Consider the following 17,182-nt stretch of genomic DNA (forward strand, 5'->3'; position numbering starts at 1 on the left):
CGCCCTCGGCCGTGAATACGCCGGCCCATGGGCGGCCTTCGCGCAGATGCAGAATCAGCCCCTCGGGTGTCGGATCAGCCACCAGCAGCATTGGATGCGGCGGCGCCTTGGGTTCTGGCCCGACCTTGTTGAGGGCTTCGCGGGTCGCGGCCCGGTCGCCCTTCGGCCTTGTATTCTTCGCCGTATCTCGCGCTGCTTTCCAAGCTTCATGATCGTTGGCGTGATGCTGCCGGGCTGCGTCATGCTCACCCCGCCATGCCTCCTCCATGCGGTAGACCGAGGCCAACGCCACCTTGTCGACGGTGGTCTTGCGCTCACCGCTCTCGGCCACCGAGACGTAGATCGCAGTCAACGGCTTCCTGCCGCCGCCGGGCAGCTCGATATCGCGCTGCGCCTGGACCGCTAGCGTTGCGGCGGCCAGCACCGAGTTGCCGCACATGGCGATAGGTGCCTGCGTCTGCATCTGGATGGCTTCGGCCGCATCGCGCAGCGGTCCCAGGGCAGCGGCCGGGAACTCAGGCGGCGGGGGTAGCGGCCGAAACAGCGGGCGCTTCTCCCTCGGCACGGCGGCGTCTTTCCGCTGATCTGGCAATTGCTCGCGCGGCGGCGCCTGCCGTGGTTGGCGCTGGCCATCCCCGAAGCCCCGGCGGACCTTGGCTTCCAGCTCCTCCTGCGACCACGCCCGCTCGCCCGGCGCGGATGGCACATCCCGCGCCGCGACGATGAGAGCGGCAAGCGCCGGCCCTTCTTCCAACTCACCACCGGCAACCAGACCGCCGATCTTCAGCCCGGCGGCGTTGATCGTATGCTCCTGTCTCCCGTACGGCGCTTGGCGGATGGCTGCGATTTCGTCAGCCAAGGCCCGCATGCCGTAGCGCGAGCCATGGCCGGGGTCGGTGTTGCTTGTCTCCCGTTGCGGCGCAGGCGGTATCGGTGGCGCCTCAGACCGCTGGCACGCCTTGATCAACCAAGCCGGCATCACTGCCGGCTCGGCGTTGTCCTCAACCGCGTAGCCCGGCGTCGGAGGATAGATGACGTATCCGCCCTTGCCGCGCACATCGACGCCCGACGCGATCCGGCTGGCGCTGGTGCGGATTTCGACGCCCGGTGGTTGCTGGAAGATCAAGTGCAGGCCGCCGGTCTGTGTCCGGTGCATTCGGGTCGGAGGCAGGGTATCCCGGTTCTGATCGAACCACTCCATTCCTCGGGCGCCACGCTTTACGTCCACATCAATGACGATGAGGCCTGACACCTGTCCGGTCGGGACGCCGATGGCTTCGGCACCTGGCCTGTTAAATATAGTGCGGATGGTGTCCGGATCGCATGTTGCGGCTTTGAAGCCGCCGTCGATGACAGGCGTTCGATCCAGGCCGCAAGGGAAGCAGGGCAGGCCAAGCTCGATGGCCTGCTCCGCCAGAGACAAGCCCAGCGGGACCGAAGGGCGCGGATGGTGGTCCGACTCTATACCGGCACTCACGCCGCACCGTCCCGGGTGCTTACCCTGCTCTGATCGAGGCGCTGTAAGCAGGCCGCTGCATCGGAAAGGCGCTCGAAGACCATTACGACAGCGCCGCTCTGCTGAAGCGTGGCAGTAACCAACATTACACTGACGGAGTCCGGCCAACTTGCACCCGGGGCAATGTTGACGATGGTCGTGATCTCGCCGGGTCGGCTCAGCGCGTCGGGTGTCGGCTCAAGCGGTGGTCGGGCCAGGATCACCATGGGCTGGCCGTTCAGAATGTGCAGCCGTGCTGCAGCGCCGCCGAAGCGGTTTCGAGTTTCGCTCATTTGCGCCTCTCATGAAGAGACGCGACGGGGTAGAAACAGCGACCAAAACAGGGCATATTTGCGGTGTCACGCGCATTGTCTTGCCTGCTCGGAGCCCCTGCCAGCCGTCGCGCCGGTGGGGGTTCCGTTCAGCGCGCTGCCGGTAGTGCTGCGATCCAGCTTTCAATATCGCTTCGCAGCCATCTCATAACCCGCCGGCCTGGCAGGGTTCGTGGCTGTGGAATGGCTCTTGCAGCGGTCATCCGCCTCACGGTCGGGACCGAGGCGCCTATCAGACTGGCAACCGCTTTCATGTCGATAAGTAAATAATCCACAGTAAGCGAACGGTCAGGCATGGCTTTTTCCAAACCAATGGTTGGACCCGCCCGGCACGGCGCCAAACTTCAAGGTTTGCAACAGCTGCCCACCCTGGGTGCCTCGGATTCTCCTTGGCACGCCCAGAGTAGCCAGGACCGCGAATATTAATAGGCAAATTATGATCTGACGGCCAGAACATGATGACAACAAGACTGGTATCTGCGCGGCATCGCATTTATTCAGAACGCATCTGCCATTATTTACTTACGCATTCTTTTCCGGAAATTTGAAATTGCTTCCGGGAGGTGACAAAGGAGGAGGCACCCGGGTGGTATTGCGGGATGACTTCGTCGAGCGTGCAGCAGTCGATGGTAAGCAGCCGGGTCTCTCTTGGCTCAAAGGGGGGGCCGGGTACGGTCGGGTCGCGCTAGGCACCAGCGCCGTCCGACGCGCAGCCCCGGGGGTCAGGGCAACGCCGCGCCGCGCGTCTGGAAGACACGCGGCGCTGTCTCGCTGTCTCGGGTGCCGACGTCACCAGCCATCACCAGCGACGTCACCGTAGCCACAGATCGTCGAGCCGTAGGCGAAGCAAACTTTCGCCCGACGGCCACAGCAGGAGCAGTGCGGGCTGTTGTCCAGCAGCCGGTGCTGGTGGATAAGGGTCATAGTCTGTGGATGCTGCGGCAAGCTGCTGGGCGGCGGAGACAGCATGTTCGATCCGCCAGCGCGCGGCGGCGGCGTCGATCCCAACACCTACAATGCGGGCGGTGCGGACGCTCGTGTCCTGGGCGACCTCAGCGATCGTTGTCGTTGCCTCCCAAACTGTGCGGACGGCACCGGGACCGTCGGTCAGCATTGTCGTACAATTCGATAGCAGGCCCGCCACGGCAGCGATGGCGGCGAGGGTGGAGCGGGTTGGCATGACGAATCCTTTCGTGGCTAACCGTGAGGCACCACGCTTCTCGGAAACTGCTGAAGGGAATCGTATTGGTCCTCCCCCAGCGCTATCCGTCACCGCCGCCACCAGCATGGCTATCTCGGCCAGCCCCAGGGCCGGTGGCGGCATCCGTTATAAGCTCCGGGATGACCTCCCACTCGTTCGTGTGCGCTCTGGAATGATATCCTATTCCCTATCTGTTGCAGGTACTCAGGAACCTGCTACAGTTTCTCCTTGATAGGGGATCGGTCATGGACTGCGCTGTCGCCTACTACCGGACCTCAAGTCAGACCAACGTGGATGGCGACAGCGTTCCGCGCCAGCGTGCTGCCTGTGCCGCCCACGCTACCCGCGCCGGCCTCACCATCCGCCAGGAGTTCACCGATGCCGCGGTGAAGGGGGCGGACCGGATCGACGCCCGGGCCGGCTTCCAGACTATGCTGGCATGGTGCGCGGAGCATGACTGCCGCATCATCATCGTGGAGAATGCCAGCCGCTTCGCCCGGGATCTGATCGTGCAGGAGACCGGTTATCAGATGCTCCAGCAGGCTGGGTACACGCTGGTCGCCAGTGACGATCCAGACGCTTTCACTGCCTCGACGCCAACGCAGGACCTCATTCGCCAGGTTCTTGGTGCCGTGGCACAGTTCGAGAAGGCCAACCTGGTCGCCAAGCTCAAGGCCGCACGGGACCGGAAGTCGGCCCAGCTCGGCAGGCGGATTGAAGGCCCCCTAAAGGACGCCGCCCAGGTCGCCGCCGCCCGCCGCCTCGCCCCTAGTCGCTCGCTACGCGCGGTTGCCGAAGCCATGGCCGAAGAAGGTTTCCGTACAGCTACGGGGACAGTGCTCAGCGCCGCTCATGTCTCGCGCTTGATCAAAGATATCCGCCTGGCTAGCCGATGACGCATTGGCTAGCGCCAAGACACTTGAGACAGAGACAGCCAGCGGTGCGCCAGGCTGGTTCGACCGGCAACATATGACGCTGGTGGTCGGCGCCTGGAGGCGGTGAATGAACAAAAGGGATCTAAGCGAGCGTGACATCTGCACCAAGTTCATCACCCCCGCTATCAAGCAAGCGGGCTGGGATGAGATGCTGCAAATCCGCGAGGAGGTGGGCTTCACGAAGGGCCGCATAATCGTGCGGGGCAAGCTGGTCACCCGTGGCAAGGCCAAGCGAGCCGACTACGTGCTCTACTACAAGCCTAACCTACCCATCGCTCTCATCGAGGCGAAGGACAACACTCACGCGGTCGGAGATGGCATCCAGCAGGGCCTGGAATATGCCGAGACGCTGGAAATCCCGTTTGTCTTTGCCTCGAACGGCGACGGCTTCGTCTTCCATGATCGGACCGGCATGGACGCGGTCAAAGAGGCCAACCTCGCTCTCAATCAGTTTCCATCGCCCGCCGATCTCTGGGCAAGGTACAGCGTCTGGAAGGGCTTAACCGTCGAGGCCGAGCAGGTCGTCCTGCAGGACTACTTTGATGACGGCAGCGGCAAGACGCCGCGCTACTACCAAGTCAACGCCGTCAACGCCGCCATCCAAGCGATCGCCAAAGGCCAGGACCGCATCCTGCTGGTCATGGCAACCGGGACGGGCAAGACCTACACAGCCTTCCAAATCATCTGGCGCCTATGGAAGGCGGGCCGGAAGAAGCGAATCCTCTTCCTGGCCGATCGGAACGTGCTGATCGACCAAACCATGGTCAACGACTTCCGCCCCTTCGGCTCCGTCATGGCCAAACTCTCCACCCAAGCAAAGACGATTGAGCGTGCCGATGGCAGTCAAGCCGATCTCCCCCTCGCACTTGACCGGAAGCGGCGGATCGACCCCTCCTACGAGGTCTATCTCGGCCTCTATCAGGCCATCACCGGTCCGGAGGAGCGGCAGAAGCTATTCCGGGAGTTCTCACCGGGATTCTTCGATCTTATTGTCATCGACGAGTGCCACCGTGGCAGCGCCGCCGAGGACAGTGCCTGGCGCGAAATCCTAGAGCACTTTCAGGCCGCGACCCAGGTTGGCCTGACCGCCACGCCGAAAGAGACGAAATACGTCTCCAACATCGACTACTTCGGCCAGCCGGTCTTCTCCTACTCCCTGAAGCAAGGCATCCGCGACGGCTTCCTCGCCCCTTACAAAGTCATCAAGGTCCATATCGACCGCGACGTGGAGGGCTACCGCCCTGCTAAGGGCACGCTCGACCGAGACGGCCAGGAGGTCGAGGACCGCATCTACAACCAGAAGGACTTTGACCGCGTTCTGGTGCTTGATGACCGAACCATCTTGGTCGCCAAAAAGGTCTCTGAGTTCCTGCGCGAAAGCGGTGACCGCTTCCAGAAGACCATCATCTTCTGCGTCGACGAAGAACACGCAGCCCGAATGCGCCAAGCCCTTGTGAACGAGAACAAGGACCTCTGCGACGCCAACCCCCGCTACGTCATGCGCATCACCGGCAGCGATACTGAGGGCCAGGCCCAGCTCGGCAACTTCATTGACCCGGAATCGCGCTACCCCGTCCTGGTCACCACCTCTCGCTTGCTCTCGACCGGGGTAGATGCGCAGACCTGCCGCCTCATCGTGCTCGACCGTCCGGTCGGCTCGATGACCGAGTTTAAGCAGATAGTCGGGCGCGGAACCCGGGTGCATGAGGACACCCAAAAATTCTACTTCACCATCATGGATTTCCGCGGCGCGACCAGCCACTTCGCCGACCCCGACTTCGATGGCGAGCCGGTGCAGATCTATGCGCCGGGCCAGGACGACCCGATCACCCCGCCGGACGACACCCCCGCCACCGATGAGGAGGGCCATATCCTGCCCCCGACGCCGGAGCCGGACGAGACGGTAGTGGATGGCGAGACGCCAGACATCAGCATCCCGCCCGGCGACACGAAGCGCGAGAAGGTCTACGTCGACGGTGTCGGCGCTTCCATCATTGCCGAGCGGGTCGAGTACCTGGACGAGGACGGCAAGCTTGTCACCGAGAGCCTGCGTGACTTCACCCGCAAGGCGCTGCGGCAGCGCTTCGCCAGCCTCGACGTCTTTCTCCGACGCTGGAAGGGAACCGAACGGAAGCAGGCCATTATCGAGGAGTTGGCGGCCGAGGGCCTGCCCCTCGCAGCCATCGCCGAGGAGATCGGCAAGGGCCTCGACCCCTTCGACCTGATTTGTCACATCGCCTTCGACCGCCCGCCACTGACGCGGCAGGAGCGGGCGGAGAATGTCCAGAAGCGCGATTCCTTTACCAAGTATGGCTCCCAGGCCCGCGCAGTCCTGAAAGCCCTGCTGGCGAAATATGCCGATGAGGGAATGGCGGGCCTCGAGAATGCCGAGGTGCTGCGCATTGCCCCCTTCACCACCCTTGGTACCCCGGTGCAACTGATCCGCGCCTTTGGCGGCCGCCCGGGCTTCGAATTAGCGGTCCGGGAGATGCAGGCGGCCCTTTACCAGGAAAGCGCCTGACCCTGCCGATCATCCACCATGAGGGAGCGCTCGGCTTCTGCCATCTCCGGATCGCCCTGGAGGAACTGCTGGGGCTCCTGTCGGCCGACCGGAAGGCCGAGCCGGATACGTCCATGATCGAGGCCGAGGCCGTCAGGCTGATCGAGGGCGACTTCCAGGTGCCGGTGCTGCTTGCCTTCATCAAGCGCGCCTGCGGCTGGGGCGGCTACAGCGGCATCGCTGGCCGGGTCCGCGGGTCAACCCCGCGGAGGCGCTGGTGACCACCTTCCGGGAGGTCCATGCCTTGCTGCGGCAGCATGAGGCCGTTGCCGCGCTGGTGCGCATCATGGCGCTGCACAGCCTGAATACCTCCTTCGGATCCAAGCACCTCAAATTCCTCGCCCCCGACCGCGCTGTGGTCCTGGATGGCGTAGTCTGCGGCCGCCTCGGCTATCGCCCCGACCCGAAGGGCTATGGCGAATTCCTCGGCGACTGCCATACGGTCCTGCGCGAGGCCCAGGCCGCCAGCACCCCCTTCCCCTTCCCGGAGGAAGGCACCTGGCGTGTCAGCGATATCGAAATGACCATATTTCAGAAACTGAGGCCCTGATCCGCCCATGTCCGTCCGCAATACCGTCAAGTCCATCCAGGATACCATGCGCCAGGACAGCGGCGTCGATGGCGACGCCCAGCGCATCTCGCAGCTCTGCTGGATGTTCTTTCTCAAGATCATCGACGACCAGGATCAGGAGCTGGAGGAGATGAGCCCCGGCTACCTCTCCCCCATCCCCGCGCGCTTCCAATGGCGTCACTGGGCGGCGGACCCGGAGGGGATGACCGGCGACGCCCTGCTCACCTTCGTCAATGCAGAGCTATTCCCGGCGCTGAAATCCTTGCCGCTAACGGGCCAGCCGGGCGACCGCCGCCGCGTCGTCCGCGGCGTCTTCGAGGACGCCTACAACTACATGAAGTCCGGCCAGCTCATGCGTCAGGTGGTCAACAAGATCGCCGGGGTCGACTTTAACGATCTGGTCGAGCGCCGCCATTTCGGCGAGGTCTATGAGCAGGTACTGAACGACCTGCAGAGCGCCGGTAATGCCGGCGAATACTACACGCCGCGCGCCGTCACCGCCTTCATGGTGGACCGCATCGATCCCCGCCCGGGCCAGACGCTGTTCGACCCCGCCTGCGGCACCGGCGGCTTCCTGACCTGCGCAATCCGCCACATGCGCGACCACTACGTGAAGAAGCCGGAGGATGAGCAGCGCATGCAGGGCGCCCTCCGCGCCGTGGAGAAGAAGCCGCTGCCTCACATGCTCTGCGTGACCAACATGCTGCTGCACGGGGTGGAGGACCCGAGCTTCGTCCGTCACGACAACACCCTGGCGCGGCCCTACATCAGCTACACCCAGGCGGAGCGCGTGGACATCGTGCTGACCAACCCGCCCTTCGGCGGGCGGGAGGAGGACGGGATCGAGAGCAACTTCCCCGCCCATTTCCGCACGCGTGAGACGGCAGACCTGTTCCTTGCACTGATCATCCGCCTGCTGAAGCCGGGCGGCCGTGCCGCGGTGGTGCTGCCGGATGGCTCGCTGTTCGGGGAAGGGGTGAAGACCCGGCTGAAGGAGTACCTGATGGAGGAGTGCAACCTGCACACCATCGTCCGGTTGCCCAACAGCGTCTTCCGCCCCTACGCCTCCATCGGCACCAACCTGCTGTTCTTCGAGAAGGGCGAGCCGACCCGCGAAACCTGGTTCTGGGAACATCGGGTGCCGGAAGGGCAGAAAGCCTATTCCATGACCCGGCCGATCCGGCAGGAGCATCTGGCCGATTGCGCCGCCTGGTGGGGCGGGGCCTCGCGCGCCGGGCGCGTGGAGGGGCCACAGGCCTGGCGGGTGACCGCCGAGGCGGTGAAGGCGCGCGGCTACAACCTCGACATTAAGAACCCGAGCACCGTCGCGGAGGATCACGGCGACCCTGAGATGCTGCTGGCCGAACTGGACGCCGCCGAGGCCGAGACGGCGCGGCTGCGGGACGAGCTGAGAGCGATCCTGGCCAAGGCGCTGGCGCGATGAAGGCCGCAGCGTTGCTGGCGCATTATGCGCGGGTTGCGGAGGCGCCGGATGCCATCGCGCGGCTGCGGCAGTTTGTGCTGGATTTGGCGGTGCGGGGGAAGCTGGTGTCGCAGGAGGCGGGGGATGAGCCGGCGTCGCTGCTGCTCAAGCGCATTGTCCAAGAGAAAGGCCGACTGACAAAAGCTGGCAATATTAAGCCTCAAGTTAGCGTCCCAGTGGCCGGGGGGGTGCCATTCGACCTGCCGGCTGGCTGGGTCAAGGCGTCGCTGAATGATGTAGCGGTCTGTCTGGACTACCGGCGCAAGCCAATCAATTCGGCCGAGCGCGAGAAGCGCATCGAGGGCAAGGGACCTACCCAGCTCTTTCCATACTACGGCGCAACCCAGCAGCAGGGGTGGATTGACGACTACCTCTTTGACGAGGATCTCGTACTACTCGGTGAGGACGGGGTGCCCTTTTTCGACCTTCTGCGTGCGAAGGCTTACTGGGTTTCTGGCAAAACTTGGGTCAATAACCATGCTCATGTTTTCAAGGCAGTCCTGACTTCGTGTGCCTTCCTTGTCCACTACCTGAACGTGTTTGATTACTCGGGGCGGGTCGTGGGTGCGACGCGATCGAAGCTCAACCAAGCCCGGGCGCTTGATATACCTGTGGCGCTTCCCCCGCTTGCCGAACAGCACCGCATCGTCGCCAAGGTGGATGAGTTGATGGCGCTGTGCGACCGGCTGGAGGCGGCGCGGACGGCACGGGAGGCGACGCGCGACCGGCTGGCGGCGGCGAGCCTCGCCCGCCTCAACACCCCCGATCCCGAGACCTTCCCGGCCGATGCCCGCTTCGCCCTCGACGCCCTGCCCGCCCTCACCACCCGCCCCGACCAGATCAAGCAGTTTCGCCAGACCATCCTGAACCTCGCGGTGGGGGGGAAACTGGTTCCGCAGGACAGACGTGACGGACGAGCCAGGACCGACACCCGCCGCGATATCGCACAAGATGATGTCACCAATCTTCCCTACGGGTGGCATCGCACAACGCTTGGGGCAGTGGCGAAAGAAATGCGTTACGGCACTTCCGTGAAGTGCGATGTGTCGCAGTTGGGCGTCGCGGTCCTAAGAATCCCCAATGTATCAAGTGGGGTCGTGCAGATTTCTGACCTCAAGTACGGGCCGCTCTCGGAATCCGAAGCGCGGGACCTCAGTCTGGCTTCTGGCGACCTTTTGCTTATTCGTTCCAACGGGAGCCTCGACATTGTCGGCCGATCTGCGGTCGTGCCCGATGAAGCAGTTGGCATGGCATTCGCGGGCTACTTGATCCGAGTTCGCCTTGACACGCAGATGGCTGTCTCGGAATACGTGCGGCGCGCTCTAAGTTCGAGCGAGGTAAGGGATCAGATCGAAGGTCCAATACGAAGCGCGGTGGGGCTGAAGAACATCAATCTCACTGAATTCTCCAGGCTGGCATTTCGGTTGCCGCCACTCGCCGAACAGCACCGCATCGTCGCCAAGGTCAACGCCCTCATGACTCTTTGCGACCGTCTTGAAGCTAGTCTTACCGCCGCCGCCGCTGCTCGCACCAGCCTGCTCGAAGCCACCCTCCGCGACGCCATCGCCCCCGCGCTGGACGCTGCCGCATGACCCTTCACCACGCCATCTGGACTGTCGGCACCAAGCCGGTAGCCCTCGCCGCCGCTCAGCTCCCCAGCGAGCAATTGCTGGAAGACATGATCGTCGCCGCGCCGCAGATGCTCTCCGACGCCTGGATGTTGATCGGCAGGCAGGAACGCACCAGCCATGCCGGCCGCATCGACCTGCTGGCTATCGTCCCCGATGGCAGTCTTATCCTCATCGAGATCAAGCGCGACCGCACTCCGCGCGACGTGGTCGCCCAAGCGCTCGACTACGCCAGCTGGGTGGAAGGCCTGCAGCCCGAGGAGATCGCCGCCATCTACGGCCGTTTCGCGCCCGGCCGCAGCCTGGCTGCCGATTTTCAAGCGCGATACGGCGCGCCGCTGGAGGAGGACCAGCTGAACGCCGACCACCAGATCGTCATCGTCGCCGCAGCGCTGGATGCGGATTCCGAGCGGATCGTTGAATACCTTGGCCGCCGCGGCATCGCCATCAACGTGCTCTGCTTTCAAGTCTTCGCACAAGGGCTTCAGCAATTCCTTAGCCGCGCCTGGCTGCGCGATCCCACCGAGGAGATCAGCGCCGAAGCCAAGCCCGCCTCTAGCGTCCCGGCGGAGCCCTGGAACGGCGAGTTCTATGCTTCCTTCGGAGCCGGGCAGTCGCGCTCGTGGGACGATGCCATCAAGTACGGCTTCATCAGCGCAGGCGGTGGTACGTGGTACAGTAACACTCTCCGCCTTCTCAGCCCTGGTGACCGCGTCTGGGTCAGAGTGCCTGGCCGCGGCTTCGTTGGCGTTGGTCGCGTGATTGGTCCGGCCGAGGCCGCAAAGACATTTCGTGTGAAGGCCATGCAGGGAGATGTTCCGGTCATCGAGGCCGCCAAGGGAGGAAACTATCTGGCTGACTTAGAGGATCCCGACCGTTGCGAATACTTCGTGCCCGTCAGATGGCTGCAAACGGTTTCTTTGGACAAAGCCGTGGACGAGATCGGGCTGTTCGGCAACCAGAACACCGTTTGCAAGCCGACGACACCGAAGTGGCGCTCGACCGTGGAGCGGCTGAAGACACACTTCCCTGGCTATGATAGAGACAAGGGGCAGATACCTTCTTCAGGTGGCATTACCGCTGGAAGCTGAGCCCTGCCCCTACCCCGCCAGTAGCCTCCTCTCCGGTACAGGCGGCGCCGACGGGTGAAGCGTGAGGCCCCGCTTCTCGTCAATTAGAACCTTTGCCTCCGGATAAGCTGCCAGCGCCAGATCCAGAGAAGGCAATACGTCTCGTCGAAAGAAGCGCAACTCCTTGTAGCTCTCGCCGAACTGCGATTTGAGTGCAGGCCAGCCTACCTCTACTGGCCCAGACAGCACGTGTAGCCGGTATGCTAGCCAGACGTAGATATCGATCGCCATAGAGCGGCCTGAGACCGCTTGGATGGCCTTCTCCCGCAGTGGGAGCGGGTGGTCGATCAGCGACTGGTAGAAGCCCTCGTCCAGCGTGACCTGCTCCTGCCAGAGCCGCATCTGGCCGTGAGTAGAGTCCAAGGGCAGGATCGAGTCTCGAACGAACGCACCATTCGTCACAAGCTCAGATCCGCCTGCGCGGCGGAAGAACGTGAGGCGGCACCGTGACAGTCGGCGCGCTTGCTCACGCACTAGCTGGTAGGTCTTCCCACCGATCGGTAAGCCCATCGCGCTAAGCCAAGCATTCATGGACGTGCCGAGTTCGACCTCCCGGCTACGGGTTCGAACAGCCTGCGTCTGCAAGTAGATCAGGATCAACCGGGCAATAGATCCATAGGGAATACCGATCGGTCGGCGGTTGATGTCGAGACCACTCTCGACCAACAGCTTGACCGAGCCTCCTTCTCGTTCCCAGACCGTCTCGGACGTCTTTTTGTGAGGTAGGGCAGCCATGGCGAAGCCGGCATGTGCGATGCCGATCTTGCCTGCTTCATCACCCATGACCTCGAAGGCTGCCTCAACACAGAGGCGCTGGTGCGCAGATGCGCTGGTCGCTTCGCGCCTAGCTTCCTCAATGCCCTTGGTCAGGATCAGGTGATGAACAGCCCCCATGGCGGCTATCCGAGACGAAGTTGCCCACTGGCGCAAGTTGGACTGTACTCACACAAGCTATTTAAAGGCTATTAGATCTTCTTATTAGTTTGCGTGAGCAGAGTCCTGGGGATAACCCCGATTCGCGTGAGATAAGTCCAACCTAGAGCGTGAGTAGAGTCCAAGCCACCCGCTGTGGATCAGCGTCCAGGCAGCGTGAGCAAAGTCCAACCGACTCGCCCAAGACCCGCCTGAGGTACGTGAAGCGCGATCTGGCCAGGGATCTGGCTGAAGCCCGTACTGGCGATGTCGGCTTGATCGCATCGGTCGGTGCACATGATGCACCGAGAAAGCACGGATATAGTATGTATTAGATACCTTCTACATACCGTCCCGGTTCAGCTTCTCCGCAATGGCAAGACGTATCCAGGCTAGCCGCGCTATGCCGCCAGCCGCCTTCCTAGCCTTGTCTATCCGATCCGACAGGCCGGTCGGCAGAACCATCGTGAAGCGCACCTCAGCCTCTGGCGGGGGCATTGCCGGCGCTGGCTCATCCCGCGTCTCGGCCTTGCCAATGACGCGGTCGACCTCTTCCGAGGTTGGCTCACGGGAAGGGCGAGAGAACTTGCTGGGCTTGTTCATAAATGTACCTTTTTAACACTTTCACGGTGCATCTGCGGTATCAATTGCATACCGGTAGAGTGCATCCAGCTCAGATACGGCTTTTGTGTCAGGGCGCTGGGCCTCGCAGGCGGCTAGCCCCATCAGATGGGCCACGGCGATGCCCTTGCGGTTTCCGATCCGCACGGGGGCGGCCTCGATGACCTCGGCATACTCTGCAAAGGCAGCCTCCGCCTCAGCATTGTCGCTGCCGATGGGGTCAGCCCGGTTCACGAAGGCGGCGGCTCGTAGCCCTTCGTTGATGGTCCGGATATCGCTAATGGTCTGAGCCACGGCATCCAGGGTCCAGAGATCCGGGCCGCGGGGAGGGAAGGGGAGCAGAACCAGGTTCGCTACCGACAAGGCCGCCCGCTGGGTGCTGGTGTCACGGGCGCCGGCGTCCACAATCACGACCGGATACTTGTCAGCCAAGCGCCGTAGCTCGTCCCGGATCTGCTTGCCGACGATCGTGACGGTAGTCACGGGTGCCAGCTCGCCCGCCTGCTCGCCCCGAGCAGCCGCCCATGTGGCCGTGGTCTCCTGCGGATCGGCATCCACAAGAAGCACGTCTTTGCCGGCTCGCGCCACCAGTACGGCGAGATTGGCGGCTAGGGTAGACTTGCCGATGCCCCCCTTGATGCCGCCGGCCACCAGTATCTTTCCCATACTTTCCCCATACCCTTACGGTGCATTACCGGTGCATTAGAAATACGGGACGGGACAGTAGGCGGCAAGAGTATGGGCTTCCGGCGCATTAGCAGATGGTGTGGCGACAGGCTTGGCACTGGCGAGTTCATCAGCCTCGTTTGAACGCATCGGGCGGGGATGAGCGGCGGCTGCCGAGCTGCATGTGAGCGATGTCGAAAGCGAAGCGATGACCCACCCTGGCAAGCTTAAGCAGGAGACGCCCAGCGATAGCTCGGTCCTGCTGCGGGACTGGCCAGCCGGTAATGTGGTTCGGCTGCCCGCGTCGCCGACCGGCTTGGCCAAGTGCCTGCAGGCAGCGCCAAGGCTGACCAGGCCATTCACGGGCGGCCGGCCAGGCCGGGCCTGTGCTGCCCTACAGACTGAGACGAGCGCCGCCGCGCAGTTCCTGCCGCCCGGCTTCGAGTGAGTGCCTGTTACCTACTAGGCCGGGTGGGTCTATGCGCCGTGTCGCCGCTTCGGGCTCGATCGTGGGACGTCCCATCCGCACCATGGCCAATGGGGGCGCACCATGCCGCTGTCCATGTGCGGGGCTGTGCTGCGGGCATGACCCCAGCGCTCGTGGTGCAGGGGCTCCAGGACAGCCGCATTGCCGTGTTGGCTACACCCCTAGGACCCCTACCTCTGCGAGGCGCTGGCAGTGCGATGGCACGCACGGGAAATGGACGCCTCCCTCTGCCCGGGACCCGGCAGCACGCCCAGCCTGGCCAGCAGGCCCATCGCTTCGGGGTCAAGGTGCCGGGGCTAAATGTCCTGAGTGAGGGGGGTGGGACGGGGGAGGCGCTGAAGTAAGGGCGCCGCTAGCGTGGCGACTAGCCCTCCCGCTTCGGGCGGTAGGCGACAGCGGCCAAGGGCAACGACTGCCGCCAGCGCCCGGAAATCGACCCTAGGCAAGGTGCACCATCGGCACCGCTTGGCGGTGCCTCTCGCCGCCTGGCAACCATGCCTGACGCTTGGTACCCGTGTGTTGGTCGGTCAAGGCAGGGACCGGGCCTTGAACGGTTGATTGTTCAGATCACCACGGATGAGATGCGGCCTGTGCAAGAGGAGCCGACCTATGAAACTGCCACTGATAGGGGGCTGCGTGTGCGGGGCCGTTCGCTACGAGGTCACGCACAAACCGACCCGTGTCTACGCCTGCCACTGCACCGACTGCCAGCGCGTGACCACCAGCGCGTTTTCGATCGGCGTGTCGGTCCCGGGCGAGGCTTTCCGGGTAACCGGCAAGGAGCTGCAGCCGGTGCCAGGCGGCATCACCGAGGGCGGGCGCGCGAAGACGCGGTGGGTGTGCCCGGACTGCGGGATCTGGATCTGCGGCGGCGTGAAGGTTGGAACAGAACCGCCGGACTACACGCGCCACGTCCGCGGCGGCACGCTGGACGACACGTCCTGGCTGCGGCCGACGCTGCATTTCTTCGCGCGGAGCAAGCAGCCCTGGGTAATCCTGCCGGAGGACGCCACGGTCTACGAGGCCGCGCCACCTCGCGCGTGATGCTCCAGGCTGCCGATCGAACCATCGTGGAGCGGCGCTGACGAGGGCCGAGCGGGAACCAAGCGTCAGATTTCGACCACTAGCTGGCTGGACCCAGCGTCAGACCTAGGGCGGCGGCGGCGGCCAGGCCGGCGGGGTCCACCAGGGCCAACAGTTCCGCCTGGTCCCGGCGCAATGGCCGAGGCCGATGCCGATACCCGGGCAGGGCGCCAAGCCGGGCCAGGATCAGCCCCGCTACCTTCCGACCTGCGGCACCGGTCTTCCGCCGCTCAATGGCGGCGGCAGACCTCTTCCCATGCCGCCGGCTGCACCGATTGCCTGCCGCGAACGTCCCGTTCGAACACCGATCGTCAGTCCGTGCCGTGGCGTCGACGCATCGCCCCGGAGAACCCGCTACAGCAGCCTCGACTTGGCTGCCGACCCTACCCTGCCGCATGGCTTGTGCCCGCCTCCTGAGCGTCCAGGGCAGCGATCAGCCGAGCCGTCCAAGCAAGCGCAGTCCCAGCGTCGAGAAGACGCTGCCGGCCAATGCCTTCGGCATCTTCGGCGCGAGCGAGACAGACCTGGGACAGTCGGCCAAGGTCGCCGCCCATCTCGGCGACTGTGAGTGCGTCCGCAATAGCTTCGGGTGTCGGTACCGGCGTGGGTTCTGTCATGTCCGCCTCCGGGTAATGAGCTACGATTTCTGCGCGTCCCGGTTCCACCAAGCGTTCGACATCCGGCATACTGTTGACCTAATGTTCTTGCCCGCTCCGCCGCTGTCGGGCCCTTATTCTGCCTGTGGCAGGTCACGTCCGCACCTCCACAATGTCCGTCGAGGGCTGCCCATCCGGCGGGTGGCAGGTCCAGCAGCGCCAACCAGACGGCACCTCAGCCTCGCGCCACCACCACCCGCCCAGCCGGGCATGCCGACCGCAGCATGAGCACCAGTCACCGGGCCGAGGCGGGGCCATGAGGTCCACCCATGCTGGAGGGCGCCCGGTGGGGAAGGCGTCCCATGGGTCGGGGCGGGGCGGCGCTGCGGCTCGGTCCTGCAAATCGCAGTGCGGACCCCATTCCCTACCTAAACCACCTAATTCACCTAATCTCGAGTTATGGATCTGGGTCTCGGGTGCCGGCGTTGATAAATCGGTTCCAAGACCAGGGATCGGATTAGGTGCTTTAGGTGCTTTAGGTGGGGGTACCTTCTGCTGAGTCGTTTTCAGCACTGCCCAAGGGTCGAACCCCAGTGCCGTCATGGCACTAGCTCCCAGGCATCGCGCCGGGGCGCGCCATCCAATTCCGTGCGAGGCGGCAGGCGCTCTACCCATCCGTGCTCAACCAAGATGCCGACGATCCGGCGCGCCGTGGCGGCATTGCCCAGTGCGTTCAGCCCCCGCTGATAGATGGCTGCCAGGTGGCATCGGGGATCGGGTCTGGCTTGCCACCAAGCCAACAGCCGGGCCGCTAGCCGCAGGTCAGGGGTGACGGTGGAGGCGCCTTGCAGCCTTAGCATCTCGGCGGCGTAGTACTTCGCCAGCATGATGCCATGCACCATCATCTCGGGCGGCACTTCCATGGCATCGGGATCGGCATAGACCGTCAACACCGCCGCCAGCCGGCCAACGTGCTCGGCCAGCTTGGCGCCGAACGCCTTGATGGTGACGAACTCGCCTCCGGGCAGGAGCTGGGCTTCCGCAGCATCATGGAAGGCGATCCAGAGGCGCACGGCGTCGGGGTGCAGCCGCAGCGGAGGCGGGTCGAGCACGCTGGGATCGTCAGCCTTGGCTGCCGGCGGGCGGCGGAGCAGGTGGTCCAGCCGCGCCCCGTACTCCACCAGCGCCTGCTGGCAGGCAGCCGGGACCTGCCGGAACATCCGCGTGCCGGCCGTGCTCTCAGGCGCGACAAGCAGCGTCCTGGCCAGCATGCCGATGCCATCCAGCATGGGATCGCCGAACAGCTTGTCGGCGACCACGGGCTGCAACATCACATGCGCGGTGCATCGTCGGCCAGGCAGGAAGGCCGCGCCGGTTCCCGCTCGGATTCGGCGGATCGGCTCGCCATCCCAAAGCGTGTTGAACAGGGCGGCGGTTCGCATCCGGCTTTCGTCGTTGAATGCCGCGCCTCCAACCAGGAGG

15 protein-coding genes are annotated in these 17,182 nt (G+C 64.1%); 8 read left to right on the top strand and 7 right to left on the bottom strand.

The window, feature by feature from the left end:
- From QWZ14_RS30585 to QWZ14_RS30595, 4 genes are all read right to left on the bottom strand, one after another.
- On the bottom strand, positions 1 to 1,423 hold a 1,423-nt coding region (locus QWZ14_RS30585), incomplete at its 3' end, for a DUF3987 domain-containing protein (protein ID WP_290320863.1).
- Positions 1,424 to 1,473: 50 nt separating this feature from the next.
- A complete protein-coding gene (locus QWZ14_RS30590) occupies positions 1,474 to 1,788 on the bottom strand; it encodes a hypothetical protein (RefSeq protein WP_290320864.1) in 315 nt (104 codons plus the stop codon).
- 128 nt (positions 1,789 to 1,916) lie between these two features.
- A complete protein-coding gene (locus QWZ14_RS32130; protein ID WP_408903757.1) occupies positions 1,917 to 2,123 on the bottom strand; it encodes a helix-turn-helix transcriptional regulator in 207 nt (68 codons plus the stop codon).
- Between the two features lie 515 nt (positions 2,124 to 2,638).
- Positions 2,639 to 3,007 (bottom strand): hypothetical protein, encoded by a 369-nt coding sequence (locus QWZ14_RS30595; protein ID WP_290320866.1) that lies wholly within the window; start codon positions 3,005 to 3,007, stop codon positions 2,639 to 2,641.
- A 266-nt stretch (positions 3,008 to 3,273) separates the two neighbouring features.
- Here QWZ14_RS30595 and QWZ14_RS30600 point away from each other — a divergent pair, with 266 nt between their 5' ends.
- From QWZ14_RS30600 to QWZ14_RS30630, 7 genes are all read left to right on the top strand, one after another.
- The gene (locus QWZ14_RS30600) at positions 3,274 to 3,924 is read left to right on the top strand and encodes a recombinase family protein (protein ID WP_290320867.1); all 651 of its coding nucleotides are present in this window, start codon (positions 3,274 to 3,276) and stop codon (positions 3,922 to 3,924) included.
- A gap of 106 nt (positions 3,925 to 4,030) precedes the next feature.
- Entirely contained in the window at positions 4,031 to 6,484 is a 2,454-nt protein-coding gene (hsdR, locus tag QWZ14_RS30605; RefSeq protein ID WP_290320868.1) for an EcoAI/FtnUII family type I restriction enzme subunit R, read from the top strand.
- 113 nt (positions 6,485 to 6,597) lie between these two features.
- On the top strand, positions 6,598 to 6,744 hold the full coding sequence (locus QWZ14_RS30610; protein WP_290320869.1) for a hypothetical protein: 147 nt from the start codon (positions 6,598 to 6,600) through the stop codon (positions 6,742 to 6,744).
- Positions 6,741 to 7,073 carry a hypothetical protein gene (locus QWZ14_RS30615; RefSeq protein ID WP_290320870.1) on the top strand — a complete coding sequence of 111 codons (333 nt, stop codon included), beginning with the start codon at positions 6,741 to 6,743 and terminating at the stop codon, positions 7,071 to 7,073. Before QWZ14_RS30610 ends, QWZ14_RS30615 begins: the two co-directional genes overlap by 4 nt.
- A gap of 7 nt (positions 7,074 to 7,080) precedes the next feature.
- A complete protein-coding gene (locus QWZ14_RS30620; RefSeq protein WP_290320871.1) occupies positions 7,081 to 8,538 on the top strand; it encodes a type I restriction-modification system subunit M in 1,458 nt (485 codons plus the stop codon).
- Entirely contained in the window at positions 8,535 to 10,169 is a 1,635-nt protein-coding gene (locus QWZ14_RS30625; protein ID WP_290320872.1) for a restriction endonuclease subunit S, read from the top strand. The genes QWZ14_RS30620 and QWZ14_RS30625 overlap by 4 nt, the downstream gene beginning before the upstream one ends.
- A complete protein-coding gene (locus tag QWZ14_RS30630) occupies positions 10,166 to 11,296 on the top strand; it encodes an endonuclease NucS domain-containing protein (protein ID WP_290320873.1) in 1,131 nt (376 codons plus the stop codon). Before QWZ14_RS30625 ends, QWZ14_RS30630 begins: the two co-directional genes overlap by 4 nt.
- A 9-nt stretch (positions 11,297 to 11,305) precedes the next feature.
- On the opposite strand, the gene QWZ14_RS30635 is transcribed toward QWZ14_RS30630, so the two are convergent.
- Both QWZ14_RS30635 and QWZ14_RS30640 read right to left on the bottom strand, forming a co-directional pair.
- Entirely contained in the window at positions 11,306 to 12,229 is a 924-nt protein-coding gene (locus tag QWZ14_RS30635; RefSeq protein WP_290320874.1) for a replication protein RepA, read from the bottom strand.
- A gap of 642 nt (positions 12,230 to 12,871) precedes the next feature.
- Positions 12,872 to 13,534, bottom strand: a complete 663-nt coding sequence (locus QWZ14_RS30640; RefSeq protein ID WP_290320875.1) for an AAA family ATPase — start codon at positions 13,532 to 13,534, stop codon at positions 12,872 to 12,874.
- Positions 13,535 to 14,630: 1,096 nt separating this feature from the next.
- Here QWZ14_RS30640 and QWZ14_RS30645 point away from each other — a divergent pair.
- Positions 14,631 to 15,065 carry a GFA family protein gene (locus QWZ14_RS30645; protein ID WP_290320876.1) on the top strand — a complete coding sequence of 145 codons (435 nt, stop codon included), beginning with the start codon at positions 14,631 to 14,633 and terminating at the stop codon, positions 15,063 to 15,065.
- 1,234 nt (positions 15,066 to 16,299) lie between these two features.
- Here QWZ14_RS30645 and QWZ14_RS30650 read toward each other — a convergent pair.
- A partial coding sequence (locus QWZ14_RS30650) for a DUF3987 domain-containing protein (RefSeq protein ID WP_290320877.1) occupies positions 16,300 to 17,182 on the bottom strand: 883 nt, incomplete at its 5' end.

Origin of the sequence: Paeniroseomonas aquatica (genome assembly GCF_030409335.1) — a bacterium.
Lineage (GTDB): Bacteria > Pseudomonadota > Alphaproteobacteria > Acetobacterales > Acetobacteraceae > Belnapia > Belnapia aquatica.